Below are 17655 nucleotides of genomic sequence, written 5' to 3'. Positions count from 1 at the left end.
GGGCGCTGATATCTGCCCTTCGCAACCTGTAAAAACACTACAGAATCTGCGCTTTCTTTCACGCAAAATAAACCTGCTTTCTCTCATCCTATTTTATTTTGTAGACTCCTTAAGGACAACTTCGTATGGAAGCAATGTTCTTGTCTCCACTTCCGCACCCTCGATCACATCCAATACCGTTTTACATGCAACCATGCCAAGCTCTTTCGCATCAAAAGAAAGTGATGTAATGGACGGCACATTATTTTCCAGTACGGAACTGTTATAAAAAGATGCCACACGGATGTCTTTTGGAACCTTTACATGCTTTTCACGCAGCTTTTTCAATACCCGGCTGCACACCGCATCGTCCATACACAAAATACATTCTGCCTTTCGCTCGAGTACCTCTTCCACGATCTTGTCGATCACCACATGATTATCAAGATTTAAAAAAAGCATTGTCGGATCAATGACCTCACCCATTTTTTCATAAGCTTCCCGGAATCCCCGCAGACGGCTCTGTGTGACCACATGGTTCTCATCTCCACCGATCAGTGCAATACGCTTCATTCCTTTCATTAAAATAATGGACGTAAGTTCTTTACACGCACTTTTGTGATTGTGGTCGATCTGGATCACACCTGTATAATTGGAGGAACCGATCGTCACAAACGGTACTTTTTTTCCTGAAGATACTCTATCTGCCGATCCTCCACAAACGTCCTCATCAGGATCACACCATCTACTTTACGGTTTGAGATAATGCGCTCTAACGAGGAGATATCGTTATTTTTACAGATGGAAAGCAGGATATCATACTCCATAATTCCGGCGATCTCCTGAATCCCAAATAAGCATTCCTGAAAGAATGTGAGATCCACAACATCATAATCTCCCGGCATGACCACACAAAGATTATATGTTTTTGACTGCGCCAGCCCTTTGGCGATAACGTTTGGCTTATAGTCATGCTCCTCAATATATTTTAATACACGGTCTCTCGTCTCCTGCCCGATCCGTCCCTTCCCTGAAATGGCTCTTGAGACAGTGGTTTTTGAAACACCAAGTGCTTCTGCCACATCTGCGATCGTTATATTTTTCTTCTCTTCTTTCCCCATAAAACCCCTTCTTTCCTCAAAGCAGTTACTTCCCCTGAATTGTGTTGTGGCTTCCTGCATCGCTCGCGCTCCTGCCACAATGTTACTTTGTCCTGCCCTGATATGCTGCGCATCCTTTGCGCAACAATATTATTATCATCCTATTCCCGAAAAAAAGCAATGACATTTTTACATATTTTCCAAACAATCTTTTGTTTCTGCTCACTTATGCCCTGTTCCGGTAACAATTCTGTTTTTTCGTATCAACATCGGATTTACATTTGTTTTTCCTGATGCTATAATATATTTGCGCAATCGGTTGCGTTATCAGATGATGATATATAAAATCACACTGATTGTCAATATGAAAATATTTTTTTGGGGGACAATATGAAAACAGACCATTTACTTTTCGGGGCAGCTTATTACTCGGAATACCTTCCATATGACCGCGTGGAAAAAGACATGGAAATGATGGAAAAAGCAGGCATGAACACGATCCGTATCGCAGAATCGACCTGGAGCACCATCGAGCCAAAAGACGGTATCTTTGATTTCACACATCTCGACAAAATGCTTGAGGCGGCTGCACGCCACCATATTTCTGTCATTGTCGGGACACCGACCTACGCCATCCCGGCATGGCTGGCAAAAAAATACCCGGATATTCTGGCTTTGACCAATAACGGTCAGAACATTTATGGTGCAAGACAGAATATGGATATCACACACGCAGGCTATCTGTTCCACTGCGAGCGGGTTATCCGCGCAATGATGGAACATATCAAAGATGTTCCGCATATCATCGGGTTTCAGCTGGACAATGAGACCAAAAGCTACGGCACTGCCGGTCCGCGTGTCCAGGCAATGTTTGTCGATTATTTAAAGGAAAAATACCCGGATATCAATGAATTCAATCGCGAGTTCGGGCTGGACTACTGGAGCAACCGCGTCAACACATGGGAAGATTTCCTGGATATCCGTGGCACGATCAATGAAAGCCTTGCCGCTGAATTTGCCAAATTCCAGCGTCTGCTTGTGACCAGATTTTTAGCATGGCAGGCTGCGATCGTTTCCGGATACAAGCGCCCGGATCAGTTCATCACGCAGAACTTTGACTACGACTGGACAGACCATTCCATCGGCTATCAGCCGGAGGTCAACCAGTACGAAGCTGCCAGATGCATGACCGTTGCCGGATGTGACATTTATCATCCTTCCCAGTCACTTCTTACCGGAGAGGAGATCACCTTCTGCGGCAACATCTCGCGCAGCTTAAAGAAAGACAATTATCTTGTTTTAGAGACACAGGCTCAGGGAAATATCGCATGGCTTCCATATCCGGGGCAGCTCAGGCTTCAGGCCTACAGCCACATTGCAAACGGCTCCAACAGTGTCATGTACTGGCACTGGCACTCAATCCACAATGCGATTGAGAGCTATTGGAAGGGCATCCTGTCACACGATTTTTCCGAAAATGAGACTTACCGGGAAGCTGCATCCATCGGCGCAGACTGGAAGCGGATCGGCACCCACCTTAGTAACCTGCAAAAGAAAAACCGTGCAGCCATCCTGCTTGACAATAACTCCCTGACCGGACTGCGTCTTTTCCCATTGAAAGACCTCGGCAATTACAGCTATAACACCGTTGCCCGCTGGCTTGGCGATGCTCTGTACCATTTAAATATCGAGTACGACATGATCTCCTCTGCGGAACGTGATTTTTCTTCCTACGAGTGCCTGATCGTGCCTGCACTTTACAGTGCTTCCGAAGATCTGCTCACCGCAATTTCTGATTATGTAAAAAACGGCGGACATCTGATCACGACGTTCCGTTCCGGTTTTTCAGATGAACAGTTAAAAATTTATGCGGACACACAGCCTCACATTTTACAGGAATGTCTTGGTATCCACTATGACCAATATACCTACCCGGTGGATGTTTCGGTAACACTGCCTGATTTTATGGCTTCCGATGTCGGCTCGTCATGTTCCGATGAATCCTGCACAAACAGCAGCAAATGTCTGCACTGGATGGATCTTGTGACCTGCGATACCGCCACACCGCTCTTTTTCTACGATCACCCGGTCTGGAAAAAATATGCAGCTGCCACAGTCAACCAGTTTGGAAAAGGTTCGGCACTGTATCTCTCCAGCATGTTTGACGGTGCTCTTCTGGAAAAAGTTCTGGTTCATTACTTTGCCTCGCTTCCGGAAACACTTTTAGCACATCCGGAATGCCACTTTCCTTTGATTATCCGGGAAGGTGTCAATGATTTTGGAAAACGGGTACGATTTTACTTCAATTATTCCGGTGAAAAACAGACCGCCATCTGCAAAGGATTTTCCGGCACGGAATTATTGTCCGGCAGAAAAATAATGGAACAGGAAACGTTTTCGCTGGAACCATGGGGCGTGGTGATCGTGGAAGAAAATTAATTTTTCCTTCACATACACAAAATATGCCGCACGAGAAGGTAATTTTTCGTGCGGCATATTTTTTTAGTGACATCTTATGAATTTCATTTAGAAGTGTTTATTTTTTCTGTATGCGGTTCCCATCAGCGCACAGCCAAACAGTAATAATATCACTGCTGCTGCGATCGGTGTGTTATCCGAAGTCTTCGGACTTGCGATCACACTGCCTGTTGTCTGGCTCATATCTGTGTCATTTAAGACGATGACATAATCGGATGCATGTGAGAACTTAAAGTCTACAGTACCATCTTCTTTTACCTGTACTGCCTGATAATACTCAAACTTACCGGTTGTCTCATTATAGTAATAAAGATTTGCTATTTTTCCACTGTAGTCCTTGCCAACGGAAAGTCTCAATATTCCCTCAAAGCCAAATACTCCGTCATAATTTAAGGAAAGCTGGATGGTTTCATTTCCGTCTGCCAGCGCTGTCACTTTCTGTTTTGGAATATCACTTGTTCCCACAACCAGACCAAGATCGATCGGTGCTGTCACATTACCGGTGATATCTTTTCCATTGATGATCCAGCTGGCCTGATCACTTACCTTGAAGGTTACGTTCATATCTTTTCCTTTGATACTCTCGAACACATTTGCTGGAATCTTTGTTGTCTTTAACAGATTTACACGGATTTTACTTCCGGTTTTTGCCTTATTCACTGCCTCGATCACATTTGCAAAACTCTCCTCCTGCACGGTTACTTCTGCTACAGCCTGTTCTTCCTGTTTTGGAGTTGTCTTATTTGCAGAAGTGCTCTGGTTTGCGTTGTTTCCGGAAGACTGTGCATTTCCATTGCTCTCTGCTGTATCTGTCTTCTTATCATCCTGTTTTTCATCCGGAGCCGGTTCTGTTTTTGTCTCCGCTGTCAAAACAATCGTTCCACCATCTTTTGCTGCCGGAATGGTAACAGAAACGTTCCGGTCAGCAGAAACAGTGTAAGTTTTTCCATCATAAAGGTTTTTAAGAACTGTTCCGGCACTCTCTGCTACCGGGATCACTACTTCTTTCTCTGCCTCTTTCACATTCATTCCTACATATAAGGTGTTGTTTCCATAACTTCTGCTGATCACTTCATAGCCATCTGCGTCGGAAACTGCAACTGTGCTTCTGTTTCCTCTTGCAAATACATCTGTGTACGCATTGCGGATTGCAAGCATTGTCTTGTAGTGGTTGTAAATACTGTTGCTGTCTGCTTTCTGTTTTTCCAGCTCTGTCCAGTCAAAGTCGCGGCGGTTTGTCTGGAGCGGCCAGTTGTTGGCTCCACCCTGTCCAATCTCCTCTCCATAATAGAGCACCGGCTGACCTTTTGCGGTAATCTGAAGTGTTGCTGCCACTTTCATCAGGTTGTAAGCTTCTTCTTCGCTGATTTTGCTCTCATTTACAAGTTTATACTGCAGAGTGTCCTCATCATGGCTGCTCAAAAAGCTTCCCATGACAGAGGTGTTGTTGATCGCATTGTTTCTCTTCTGCAGTGAATTTTCCACGCTGGAAATATTTCCTGTCACAAAGTTCTGTGCAAAATCGTTGAAATCAAAATCAAGAAGTGCATCCATCGTTCCGGTTCCTAATTCTCCTGCATTGTTGGCATATCCTGCACCGGAATACTCTCCTATCATTTTAAAATCAGGATTTACTTTGGTCAGGGAATTTTTAAATGCTGCCCATGTCGTTGTCTCTACATGTTTTACAGTATCCACACGATAATAGTCAATATTGTATTTTGACATCCACTCGGTCTGCCATGCAACAAGCTGGTCTGTCACTGCTTTGTTTTCCGTCACAAAATCAGGCAGATCTGACAATGAATCATATTTATCATCACCACTGATCGTGTTGCTGGAGTCACGGATCATGGAAATACTGTTTCCATCTGCATCTGTTAAAATGCTGTTAAAGTAATCTTCTCTACCGTATCCTGCATGGTTTAATACTACGTCCACCATGATTTTCATTCCCTTGCTGTGAGCGGCATCCAGTAATGCTTTGAACTGCTGCTCTTTTCCAAGATGTTTGTTTAACTTTGTGAAATCACTTGCCCAGTAACCATGATAGCCATAGGTAGCGGTATCTGTCTCATTATCATGCTGATCCTCTGTGATATTTTCTACGATCGGAGTGATCCAGATTGTGTTCACACCCAGATCTTTTAAATAATCCAGTTTCTGGTTTAATCCGGCAAAATCTCCACCGTGATAGCTGGAACCGCCTTTTTCACCAACGTTATAATCGCCTACTCCGTAAGCATCATTGTTGCTTGCATCTCCGTCAAAGAAACGGTCTGTCACTGCAAAGTAAATCACTGCCTCATCCCAGTCGAAATCTCCGGCACTTTTTTTGCGCTCTGTGACGGTAACGTTTGTCGCTGTTGTGTATACATTTCCATAAATATCTTTCACTGTGACCGGAATATTTTTTACGCCTGCTGCAACTGTATTCAGGCAGGAGATTGTTCCTTCCATAAGTTCCGGCTCGATCGCAAACTCTTTTCCCAATCCCAGCTCACTCAGATCGGCTGTGATCGCTGCAATTTCAGACGTTTCAAGACCTTCTCCGTCTTTTGCTGTCAATTTTACGGATAACACATTGTTGTCATTGTAATCCATTGCATACTGTGATAAAGAAGCCTCTACGCTCACATTTGCTTTTTTGAAGTGGCATACGCTGCATTCTTTTCCATTGCTGTCGTTTGCAGTTACATCATTAAATGCATCTAATTCCTCTTTTCCATTTACCACATAGTAATAATAGTAATCACCCGTGGAAACATCTGTAAGATTGTATACAAAACGATCGTTTTCTGCGTCATAAGCCATTGCATAAGTCTGTCCGTTGATCACAATACTTACATTTCCTTCTAAAGAAGCAAGGTTATTCTCTGCTGCCAGTTCATCATTTCTGTAGTAAAAATGGATTGCATTATTTGCTCCATCCCGCTCAAAACCTGTGTTGCATGGCAATACTCTTGTGATTCCTTCTCCCTGTGTGAACACTGCTTTTACCACTGACTGGTCTGCCGGGATCGTCACATAATGATCTCCGCCGTCTTTGCTCTCCCATTCATCAGCTGCCGTGCTGTGCCTCATACAGAAAGACAATTTAAGATCTGCTTTTGAATCTTTTACCGGTATTTTTGCAACCATTTTGCCATTGATGTCTGCAAATGCTACAGATACATCAGAGCCAAATCCACTGTTCCAGGTGTAAATGTTCCAGCCGGTATAGTCCTTCGCCGGTCTGTCGTACTCGATCATGACGTAGCGGGATCTCGGTGCTACCAGCTCTGGAATCTCTGTGTATGCCTGTTTACTATTGGATACAATATAAAGTGTTACATTTTCTGTTCCTGCGCTGTTGCTATAAGAAATCGTGTCCTTCTCCCATTTCCACTCGTCTTTTGATCTTGGTATGATCTGAAGGTCTGTATATGGAAGTTTTATTTCTGCGCGCAGCCACTCATTCCCATCAGAAAGTGTCTCGGTTGCGGTAAAAGGTGTTCCCTCTGTCGCTCCAGCACCATTTTTCTCCCAGATCCATAAGTCAGATGCATTTTCTGACATATGTGTCTTATCAAAATCATAATAATAAATGGTATATGTATATAATTTTTCTGTCACATTGACCACAAAGTCAGAGGTCTGTCCGTTCTCTGCTTTTGCCGTCAGTTCTACGATCTGTCCTGTATAAGATTTTCCGATTATAATGCTATTTCCATTTAATGTAATATCTTTATTTGCAGTTTTTAAACTGTAAGTAACCGGAGCTTCACTGCTTGTTCCGTCTTCAGACCACAATGTCAGTTTTTCTGGAAGTGCTGTCTCAATTCCCTTCATGGCATCTGCTTTTCCGTCAGCCAAGCCCGGGACGATCAAAACACTGTTTGTTCCACTTACCCTGTTATTTGCCGGATCTGAAAACGATACATCCCAGGTTTTATTTAATGCAAATTTGTATTCATATTTTCCGGGTGCAATGGTAAATGTTCCAGACCACATACCTGCTGTCTCATCTTTTTAAGTTCCCAATCAGATGAATCCTGTTTCCAACCATTCATTCCTCCCGGAACCGTAACAGATGCTGCATCCCCTGTTTTTCTTAACCGGAACACGGAAAGTTACCTCGCGTCCATTTACCTCCGGGCTTACATATCCTGCTTCTTTGTATTCGATCAGAGTTTCGGATTTGTCAGCATCTTTGTACCATTTCATGCCACCCTTTCCATCTCTTAAATAATAGATGGAGGTGTCTGTGGTGATGGCATTGATGGCTTTCACTTCTTCGCTCTGACCATCAAACTGTGTCTCTGCTCCTGTGTCAGCATCTACCAACTGAAAACCTGATATTGTTGTTCCGGTTAATGTAACAGTATAAATATTTTCAGCTTCTGAAACAGCCAGCTTTGGTTTGTCCTGATTTCCCCACGCAGCAATAGACGCATCCCCAGCTCCTTGATTGTCCAATACAAAATCGCCGCCCCATAGATTGATAACAGGCGTTTTCCAATTTTCTGGTTTTTCAAAATAAATTATAACTTTATGTGCAGCTGCTTTTTCTTTCTCTGGTAACACCTGATTTTTATCTTTGTCTAAGTACCATGACATTCCATTATCATTCTTTAAAAGATAAAATGATGTATCTGATGTTGCCGAATTAATTGCATCAATAATGGCACAGTTTTCAAATTTCTTTTCTGCCGGGTTTCCTACACCAGTTCCACCGTTTACAATCTGAAAGCCACTGATGCTGTTCGTCCGGATATCAATATAATAATAACCTGTTGATTCATCTTTCAACATAGCAGGTTTTGATTGACTCGTCCAGACTTCCACCTTTTCTGCATCCCCATTGTCTACTTCAACATCGGATTCATTCCAATAGTTAAATGCCGGGATATTCCAATCATCCGGTTTTTCAAAATACAACCTCACAGTTGGATTCTCCGCCGCCTGCACCGTACTGTTTCCACCGCCAAGCGCCGGAACCATTGTTACTACCATTGCAAGCACTAGCAGAAAACACAGTACTCTGCTTGCAATGCTTTGCCTCTTTTGAAAGCTTTTCGTCAACTTTCTCATTCTTCCTTCTCCTTTTTCTCCCCTACTTGCATGTGATTATATGATAATCCCCCTCTTCACATGTTTTCGTTTTTTTTCGCATTTCTATTGTATTCTAAAATATTGTATTATTCTATACGTAATAAATCCCGAAATCTCGTCCAAATTTTTGTGGATTTTAACCAATTAGAGTGCAAAATTGCACATTTTTCAATTTTCAGGCAAAAAAATAGAACCATCATTCAAAGTTTTCTCTGAATTTTGGTTCTATTTTTTCGAAAATTCTACTTTCTACTGTGCCACAGTTCCATCCGTCGCCTGCGCTGCCGGATCTGCAGTGATATCTGTGCCTCCCGCCGGCGCCGTCTGGTCTGCCGCAGGCTGCTGTGCAGCCGCTGCAGCGCCACTCTTTAAGGCTGCCAGTGCTGCCTCATCATCCACAAGTGTCTGATAATTGGTAACATAACTCTTTGCTGTATCAGATAACGCATCGTATGCTGTTCTTGCTGCCACGATAACAGGTTCGCTTTCTAATGTAACAGTTCCGATACTGTTGATCGTATTGACAACCGCAGCTGCCTCTTTCTGTTTCACACTGTCACTTTCCGTTCCCGGAAGATTATAAACCAATACGCAGTAACCCTTGTCGATCGTCTCATATATCTTCTTTGCTGCCGCATATGGAAGATTGATACATCCATGGGAACCTCTTGTCTTATAAATGTCTCCACCAAATGCTTTTCTGGATGTCAGATCATGCATTCCGATATCTCCGTTAAATGGCATCCAGTATGTAACCGGCGTCTCATAATCCGGTCCGCGCAGTACGGCATTCATGGTTTTATAGGTAAGCATAAATGCTCCACCCGGTGTTGTATGCCCTTTTGCCACGTTTCCGGATACAAAGTCAGACTCGGTCACCAGCACCCCATCTTTATATACAAACAAATGCTGTGAAGTGAGATTGATCTCCACATAGGAATTACCGTAATCATTTTCACCATGGCTGTTCGCAGTCTGGGAATAAACCGGTTCACGTTCCACTTTTTTTCCGGCTTTCAGATCATCTAAAATCTGTGCCACTTCCTCGGAATTGTTGATTTTCCATCCATAAGGTCCATTGGAAATCGTCACAGTGGAACCATAAGATGTTTTCAACTCTTTCGGTTTATAACAGGTATTATATTTACTTGCAAGCTCCTTTACAAAGGAAAGAACACCTTCCTCGTCCACCACAAGATTTAAATCATCGTCCACGGAAAGCCACTCGGAAATACGCTCCCCATCCAGCACTTCTTTTGCAACGTCAAAATCATAAGTGATCGTAGTTCCCACATAGCTGTTCATCTCATCAATAACTGCCAACAGTTTTTCATTATCGTCTTCAACCTTCGGCTTCACATAACAGTCTGCCTCATCCAGATCAAGTTCATCTGCGAGAACTAAAATGGAATCCTCCACCGCTTTTTTGAATGCACTTTTATCAATGGTCGTACCATAATCTGCCGGAACTAAAGAATATCCATCTGCTGTGTACGCTGAAACCGTTGCATCCACGGGTTCACGCTGTGCACCAGCCTGCATACAGTTTAACGCCTGAAGCTCGCTGTCCAATGCATTCTCATCAAATGTCACAACCTTAGCCAGTTCCAGATTCTCATGTTTAAACAGTGTAACCACCCATGCGAAACCATTCTGTCCATTCAATAATTCTTCCACTTCGCCATTAAACACTGGTGCAATGTGAATGGAATCTCCTGCAATGCTTTCCTGTCCCTCCTCACGTTCCACGAGATTCAGCACATAGCTGTCAATCTCCTCTGTGATGAGCTGCTCCATCTTTTCTACCGACTTACCACCGGCTTTTATTCCATCGATGGTCGTACCAAAGCAGAAATGGCTCTGGAAAAAGATTCCAAATCCGACATAAATAACTGCCAGACACGCCACCACAACACCTGCGATGACAAAAATCCTCTTTTTGTCTGCGGATTTTCCTGCTGCATTGTTCTGCGTCAGATTCTTTTTTTCTTTTTTCATAATTTTTCCTCTCACTCTTTTGTAGCTTATTCAAAAAGACGTATCAATATGCGCCTATTTTCAGCAAAACCATACTCTATTATAGGTAGAAAAAGGGCTTTGTCAACAATTTGCGGCAATCGTAATATTTGCGTAATGAATTTGTTTTAATTCGTAACAATGATGGTAAAATTTTTCTTCTGAAATTGTTTGTAAGGTTGCACAAAAACCAGACATTTACCTTAAGAAATCTTTAAATATTCAATAATCTTTCTTAAAAAAAGAGAAAGGGAATTGTTTCCTAAAAATCACTATGTTATAATCGCACAATGTAAGGAAAAAGAATTTATTTTTATATAAAAATCTGTTAGGAAGGTGATATTTTGAAGACAGATATGAAAAGCAGACTCAATGCTTTTATCGAGAAAAACAAACATGCTTTTTTGCTTCTTTATTTTTGTATCTATTTTCCATGGTTTCATCATCTGGAACGAACCGTGACCACGCATTTTCATGTGATACATACTGCATTGGATGACAGGATCCCATTTTGTGAATACTTTATTGTTCCTTATCTTTTATGGTTTGGATATGTCGCGTGGGCTGTCGGATATTTTTATTTTAAAAATAAAGATGAATATTTTAAACTCTGTGCAATGCTTTTTACCGGAATGACCGTTTTCCTTGTGATCTCAACGATCTATCCGAATGGTCACTATCTGAGACCAGCTTATTTTGAACATAATAATATTTTTATCCAGATGGTAAAATGGCTGTATGCAACGGATACACCGACAAACCTGTTTCCAAGCGTACATGTCTTTAACTCCATCGCCGTGAATATTGCCGTATGGCACAGTGACAATTTCAAAAAGAACAAAGCTGTACGCTATGGTTCCGCTGTTTTGATGGTACTCATTATCTTATCCACAATGTTTTTGAAACAGCACTCCGTTTTCGACGTTGTCACCGGTATGGTACTTGCCGTATTTATGTACTCCGTTGTATACACAACCAACTGGGCTGCTGTCACCGTTGCAAAACCGGTGCGCAAGCCAAGACAGATCTAACTATGTTTTTACCACAATTTCAGTAGCTGGATTCCTGTTTTCATAACTTTATACTTCACATCCTCAAGTTCTGCTGCAGCATTTTTCAGCTCCTTGCGGATTTCAATATGCTGCGGGCAATGCTTCTCACACTTTCCACAGGAAATACACTGGGATGCACTGCTCGTATCTTTTCGAAATGCAGTACACTGCAGGTAATCTCTTCTTCCCGATTTTTTTCCTTCGGAATACATCGCATTATAACAGCGGAATGTACCCGGAATATCCACTCCTTTTGGGCATGGCATGCAGTAACCACATCCTGTACATCCCACTTTTACATTTTTCTTAATCTCATCTTTTACCTTTTCGATCAGCTCCCGGTCGGATGGCGTGAGACATCCCACCAGTGACTCGCTGGCAGTTTTTACATTCTGTTCCACCATCTCCATGGAATTCATGCCGGAGAGCACACAGGTCACTTCCGGCTGGTCGTAAAGCCATTTCAACGCAAGTTCTGCCGGAGTGCGATGTTTTTCATCCCTGCGGAATAACTCTTTCGCAGATTCCGGGAGAAGGTTCACCAGACGTCCGCCACGAAGCGGCTCCATGATAATAACCGGAAGTCCTTTCCGGTTCGCATAACGCAGTCCTTCCACACCAGCCTGAGAATGTTCATCCATATAATTGTACTGGATCTGACAGAAATCCCAGTCGTAAGTATCTACTAACTGACAGAACATCGCGGAATTACCGTGATAGGAAAATCCGATCTGCCGAATCTGCCCGGACGCTTTCTTCTCCCTGATCCACTCTTCCATCCCCAGTTTTTTCAATTTCTCCCAGGTTGGAATGTCCGTCAGCATATGCATGAGGTAATAATCAATGTAATCGGTCTGCAGGCGGCGCAGTTCCTCCTGAAACATTTTTTCCACGCCATCGATCGACTTGATCAGATAATGCGGAAGCTTTGTGGCAAGGTTGATTTTCTCCCTGCAATGATTCCGGTGTAAAATTTCTCCCACTGCCACTTCATTTCCGGCATACACGTAGGCAGTGTCAAAATAATTGACCCCCGCCTCAATTGCCGCCATCACTTCTTTTTCTGCTTTGTCAAGGTCTGCGCTGTTCCCCTTTTTCGTAAAACGCATACAGCCGTAGCCAAGCGCAGAAATATCGTTTCCATATTTATCTTTCCGATATTGCATGCTGCTATCTCCTCTCGGTGTTTAATGCCTCCAGTTCTTCCATCCAGATCCGTGCAGACGCATCCGAAGGCATGCGCAGATCTCCACGCGGAGAGACAGCAACGCTTCCGACTTTTGGTCCATCCGGCAGGCAGGAACGTTTGAACTGCTGTGCAAAAAATCTGCGGTAAAAAGTTTTTAACCATTTCAAAATGGTTTCATCATCATAAGTTCCCACAAAAGCAACTTTCGCCAGACGGTAAATCTTTGCCGGCGCATAGCCAAGACGAAGCATATGATACAGATAAAAATCATGTAATTCGTAAGGTCCGACCAAATCTTCGGTCTTCTGGGAAATCTTCCCATCCTCCGGTGGTAAAAGTTCCGGTGAAACCGGTGTATCCAAAACATCGAGAAGAACCGCTTCTAACGCTTCATCGCCACAGGTATCTGCGTAATACCGGACAAGATGGCGGACCAGTGTCTTTGGCACAGACGCATTCACCGCATACATGGACATATGATCTCCGTTGTAAGTCGCCCAGCCGAGTGCCAGCTCCGACAGATCGCCTGTGCCGATGACCATACCACCGGTCTTATTTGCAATGTCCATAAGAATCTGGGTTCTCTCACGTGCCTGTCCATTCTCGTAAGTCACATCATGCACTTTCGGATCCTGTCCGATATCCCGGAAATGGATATTGACCGCATCCCTGATACTGACTTCCATAAAATCCGCATTGAGACATTTGATGAGGCTCACCGCATTATCGTAAGTACGATCCGTTGTTCCGAATCCCGGCATTGTCACAGCCTTAATATTTTTATGATCCATGCCGAGCAGATCAAATGCACGCACCGTCACAAGCAATGCTAGTGTAGAATCCAATCCACCGGAGATACCGATCACGGCAGATTTGCAGTGTGTATGCTCCAAACGTTTTTTCAGTCCCATCGCCTGAATGGATAAAATCTCATCACAACGGCGCTCTCTGTCTGTCTTACTGCCCGGAACAAACGGCATTGGATCAATGTATCTGGTCAGTTCCGTCTCTTCTATTTTCAATGCAAATGGAATTTCCGTGTAACCGTCCATTCTGGTTTCAAATGTAGTCATTCTGCGGCGCTCTGCATTCAGACGCAGAACATCAATCTCCGAATAAACTGTTTCATTCGCAAAACGTTTCGCTTTCTTTAAAATCCTTCCATTTTCCGCAATGATATTATGCGCGGAATAGACGACATCCTGCGTGGATTCCCCATCTCCGGCACTCGCATAAATATAGCCGCACAGTAGCCTTGCAGACTGTCCGCCAACCAGCTCCTCGCGATAAATGTCTTTTCCGGTCGTCTCATCCGATGCTGACAGATTAACAATGACATTCGCACCGTTTAACGCATGACGGATACTCGGTGGTTCCGGCGTCCAGAGATCCTCGCAGAGTTCCACACCGATTTTCAGTTCCGGCATGGTCTGGCAGGTAAATAATAACTTTTTGCCCATTGGAACCACTTCTTCTCCAAGGCTTACCTGCACCATTTCTTCCATTCCTCTTGTAAAATGTCTTGCCTCATAAAATTCATTGTAATTTGGCAGATATGTTTTCGGCACAAAACCAAGCACTTTTCCATTGCTCACAGCGGCAGCCACATTATAAAGCTTTCCGTTGTATTCGAGTGGAAGTCCCACAAACACGATGCAGTCCAATGCAAAGGTAAACGCAGCGATCTCAAGGAGCGACTGTCTTGCTTCACGCAACATTTTTTCCTGTAAAAACAGATCACTGCATGTATAACCCGTAATACAAAGTTCCGGGAGTACAATTATCTTTGCCCCTTCCTTCTCTGCCTTTTTAATCTCTGCGCAGATTAATGCGGTGTTCTCTTTTGTATCCGCAACTACAATTTTCGGGGTGACGGCTGCCACCTTGACAAATCCCTGTTTCACTACTTTCTCATCTCCTTCAGTTCGTCCACTTCAAAATGATATGCCTTGTTACAGAACTGGCATTTTACTTCAATCGCTTCACCATCGTTGATAATATCGTCCAAATCTTTTTTGCTCAAGGTTGAGATTGCACGGGAAACGCGCTCTTTGGAGCAGTCACACTGGAATGCTGCCGGGAGTGTATCCGTGATCTCTAGTCCAAAATCACCCAGAATGATCTCTAAAATCTGTTCCGGCGTATTGCCCTCTTCCAGCATCTCAGTCACAGATGCAATCTCGCTGATTTTTTTCTCCAGTGCATCCACAACTTCATCCGGGGTAAATGGCATCAGCTGAATGATAAATCCACCTGCCTGCTTTACAGAACCGTCCACATCTACTAAAACACCCAGTCCTACTGCGGAAGGAACCTGCTCCGAAGTCGCAAAATAATAGGTTAAATCCTCTGCGATCTCTCCGGTCTGAAGTGCGATCTGTCCCACATAAGGCTCTTTTAAACCCATATCCTTGATGACGCTCATGACACCAAGTCCAAGTGCCCCGCCTACGTCTAATTTTCCCAATACATTCGGTGGCAGTTCCACATCTGCCACTCTCGGAAATCCCTTGACATGTCCTGCGGAATCCGCTGTCACGGTCAGTCCCTGCGCCGGTCCCTGACACTGGATCTGTACTGTGAGAAGATCCTTCTCACCCTTCATCATGGTTCCCATCATGGCTGCCCCGGACAATAACCTGCCAAGAGCTGCTGTGATCACCGGACTTGTGTTATGGTCTTTTCTTGCCTCTTCCACAATGTTTTTGGATGTGATTGCAAATGCGCGGATGGAATGATCTGCCGCAGTTGCTCTTACAATATAATCGTTCATGTTTTTCCTCTTTTCCTGTTATTTTATATTAGGCAAGTGCCTGTTCTGTTATATCATATTCCTTAAATCCGCTTCGGTCTTGCAATGATATACATGCGCTCACTCTCTGCCGTCACCGGATCATGGGTAAACGCGTCATACGCTGCCACAAACTCCATGCCTGCCTGCAAAAGCAGCTCTTTCACCTGCTCTAATTCGTAGGCTTTCTGATAATGAAGTTCCTCGTATTTCCGATAGAGGTCACTTTCCTCCCGGATAAAAAGCGTCAGGTCATACTCATTGACCATCTCATCCTCATAAAAATAGTTTTCCCAGATGAAACTGCTCTCTTCCCGGTTTTCACTGATGGTGCATTCTCCCATCAGATCCCGGTATTTATGCACGGTGTTCAGATCAAAAATAAACACACCGTCCTCTGCGAGATATTCTTTTACCAGCCCAAATACTTTTTTCAAATCTTCCGGTTTCAAAATATAGTTCATCGAATCGCAGACACTTACAATTGCCCGGATATTTCCAAACAATTCCAGCTCCCGCATATCCTGAAGAAGATATAAAATATCATTCCGCTCTTCTTCCTCCTGGCGCTCTCCTGCGATCTCTAACATTTCGGCAGAATTGTCCACTCCCACCATATCATAGCCTGCATCTGCCAAAAGCCTTGTCATTTTTCCGGTACCACAGCCGAGTTCCACCACGGTGCCATCTGTCACCTGATACTCCTTTAACAGACTGATAAGATATCTGCTCCACTCCTCATAAGGTACATTATCCATAAAAAGATCATATACCTGTGCAAAACTGCTGTATGCTTCCAATGTTTTCTCTCCTTGATTATTTTTTCACGAACCCTTATACTACAAGTAGTATTTTAAAGTGAGGTTTTTTATGCCCGAGAATTACGACCATTATATCACAAAAAACATAAAAGCATTATATAAACGGCGACTTTTTTCACCAATTGTATATCTGATCATTGTGATCGTCCTATGGCATGTATTTTCACTGACGGATCTTTTATTTCCGGTGCATCTGACGGATGATGTCCCACTGGAATCCGCCTACCGCAATGACGCTGCCAACATGCATACCACACTGACAGATTTAAAATTCACCGGATACACCAGAAGCAACTTTGCCGGGACTTCCGGTTATTATTATTACACAATCCGGAATGATGAATGTATCATCGTACTGCTTTCTCCTTCTACCTGTGAAGAAGGGCTTCCTTCCATTGATGAAGTAAAATTGACGGGAAAAATCAAAAAGTCCTCTGAATCTTTCCATGCACTTTTAAAAAATATGGCAGAAGATTTAAGCTGGACAGAAAGCGGTATTCAGAGTAAGGTATCCGGATATTATATCAGTGAACCGGATTACAATCGTACCATAAATACGATTCTTTTTACAGTCATATTTGGCACAGGTATTTATGCGATTCTTTGTCTTGTGCTTTATATTCTGTTTATTTTCTTTCCGGTACTCTCGCCGTGCTGTCAGGATCTCGCCCTGTTTGGCAATCCGAAGAAGCTGCTAGAGCAGGCGGAAGAAGAACTTGCAACACTTCCTCAGTTAGCAACCGAGGATATGTTTATCACAGAACATTATTTTATTGAAACCTCTATTTATGGAAATGCGATCATCCCGATCGACCAGATTATATGGATTTATAAGTACTCCACTCTCCATAAGTTTTTCTGGTATCATTTCAGTATTTCCTACACACTGCATATCAGTGCCAACAGGCATTTGTATATCCAGTGCCCGAAGAATATAAAATCCGATATTGATGGTATCATGGATTACCTTGCGGAGGCAAATCATAACATTCTGGTCGGATTCAATGAGAAAAACCGGCTGGAAGTACAGAAAATACAGGGAACGCCAATGAACTTTGAGAAATTTATCGCCTTCCTGAAAAAGCGGATCTGATGTAACCGGAGTTTAATTGGCGTAGTGTCGCAGATCCTGTAG

The 17655-nt window shown here is 43.4% G+C and carries 12 protein-coding genes; 3 read left to right on the top strand and 9 right to left on the bottom strand.

Features of this window, described 5'->3' with window-relative positions:
• Positions 1-93: 93 nt before the first annotated feature.
• Together ROSEINA2194_RS22215 and ROSEINA2194_RS22210 are read right to left on the bottom strand one after the other, a co-directional pair.
• On the bottom strand, positions 94-651 hold the full coding sequence (locus ROSEINA2194_RS22215; RefSeq protein ID WP_007889031.1) for a substrate-binding domain-containing protein: 558 nt from the start codon (positions 649-651) through the stop codon (positions 94-96).
• On the bottom strand, positions 648-1100 hold the full coding sequence (locus ROSEINA2194_RS22210) for a LacI family DNA-binding transcriptional regulator (RefSeq protein WP_252832663.1): 453 nt from the start codon (positions 1098-1100) through the stop codon (positions 648-650). Before ROSEINA2194_RS22210 ends, ROSEINA2194_RS22215 begins: the two co-directional genes overlap by 4 nt.
• 369 nt (positions 1101-1469) lie before the next feature.
• Here ROSEINA2194_RS22210 and ROSEINA2194_RS14510 point away from each other — a divergent pair, with 369 nt between their 5' ends.
• Entirely contained in the window at positions 1470-3518 is a 2049-nt protein-coding gene (locus ROSEINA2194_RS14510; protein WP_007889029.1) for a beta-galactosidase, read from the top strand.
• 87 nt (positions 3519-3605) lie between these two features.
• Here ROSEINA2194_RS14510 and ROSEINA2194_RS14505 read toward each other — a convergent pair whose 3' ends face one another.
• The 3 genes from ROSEINA2194_RS14505 to ROSEINA2194_RS14495 all read right to left on the bottom strand — a co-directional run bounded on the left by ROSEINA2194_RS14505 (position 3606) and on the right by ROSEINA2194_RS14495 (position 10649).
• Positions 3606-7550 (bottom strand): alpha-amylase family glycosyl hydrolase, encoded by a 3945-nt coding sequence (locus tag ROSEINA2194_RS14505; RefSeq protein ID WP_007889027.1) that lies wholly within the window; start codon positions 7548-7550, stop codon positions 3606-3608.
• 30 nt (positions 7551-7580) lie between these two features.
• Positions 7581-8630, bottom strand: a complete 1050-nt coding sequence (locus ROSEINA2194_RS14500; RefSeq protein WP_007889025.1) for a hypothetical protein — start codon at positions 8628-8630, stop codon at positions 7581-7583.
• A gap of 270 nt (positions 8631-8900) precedes the next feature.
• A complete protein-coding gene (locus ROSEINA2194_RS14495; protein WP_007889022.1) occupies positions 8901-10649 on the bottom strand; it encodes a L,D-transpeptidase family protein in 1749 nt (582 codons plus the stop codon).
• Between the two features lie 374 nt (positions 10650-11023).
• Between ROSEINA2194_RS14495 and ROSEINA2194_RS14490 the strand changes: the two genes are divergently transcribed.
• The gene (locus ROSEINA2194_RS14490; protein WP_044928292.1) at positions 11024-11698 is read left to right on the top strand and encodes a phosphatase PAP2 family protein; all 675 of its coding nucleotides are present in this window, start codon (positions 11024-11026) and stop codon (positions 11696-11698) included.
• A gap of 8 nt (positions 11699-11706) precedes the next feature.
• Here ROSEINA2194_RS14490 and ROSEINA2194_RS14485 read toward each other — a convergent pair whose 3' ends face one another.
• The 4 genes from ROSEINA2194_RS14485 to ROSEINA2194_RS14470 form a co-directional block, all read right to left on the bottom strand.
• On the bottom strand, positions 11707-12885 hold the full coding sequence (locus ROSEINA2194_RS14485; RefSeq protein ID WP_007889016.1) for an aldo/keto reductase: 1179 nt from the start codon (positions 12883-12885) through the stop codon (positions 11707-11709).
• 4 nt (positions 12886-12889) lie between these two features.
• The gene (locus ROSEINA2194_RS14480; RefSeq protein WP_007889014.1) at positions 12890-14812 is read right to left on the bottom strand and encodes an NAD(+) synthase; all 1923 of its coding nucleotides are present in this window, start codon (positions 14810-14812) and stop codon (positions 12890-12892) included.
• On the bottom strand, positions 14812-15681 hold the full coding sequence (gene hslO / locus ROSEINA2194_RS14475; RefSeq protein ID WP_007889012.1) for an Hsp33 family molecular chaperone HslO: 870 nt from the start codon (positions 15679-15681) through the stop codon (positions 14812-14814). The genes ROSEINA2194_RS14480 and hslO overlap by 1 nt, the downstream gene beginning before the upstream one ends.
• A gap of 62 nt (positions 15682-15743) precedes the next feature.
• Entirely contained in the window at positions 15744-16499 is a 756-nt protein-coding gene (locus tag ROSEINA2194_RS14470) for a class I SAM-dependent DNA methyltransferase (protein ID WP_044928290.1), read from the bottom strand.
• Positions 16500-16569: 70 nt separating this feature from the next.
• On the opposite strand from ROSEINA2194_RS14470, the gene ROSEINA2194_RS14465 reads away from it, so the two are divergent.
• Positions 16570-17613, top strand: coding sequence for a DUF6709 family protein (locus tag ROSEINA2194_RS14465; RefSeq protein WP_007889008.1), 1044 nt, complete (start codon positions 16570-16572; stop codon positions 17611-17613).
• Positions 17614-17655 lie beyond the last annotated feature (42 nt).

It is taken from the genome of Roseburia inulinivorans DSM 16841 (assembly GCF_000174195.1).
In the GTDB taxonomy this organism is placed as follows: domain Bacteria; phylum Bacillota; class Clostridia; order Lachnospirales; family Lachnospiraceae; genus Roseburia; species Roseburia inulinivorans.
Note: the sequence above shows the minus strand (reverse complement) of the source record. Positions and strands in the feature narration are given on the sequence as shown.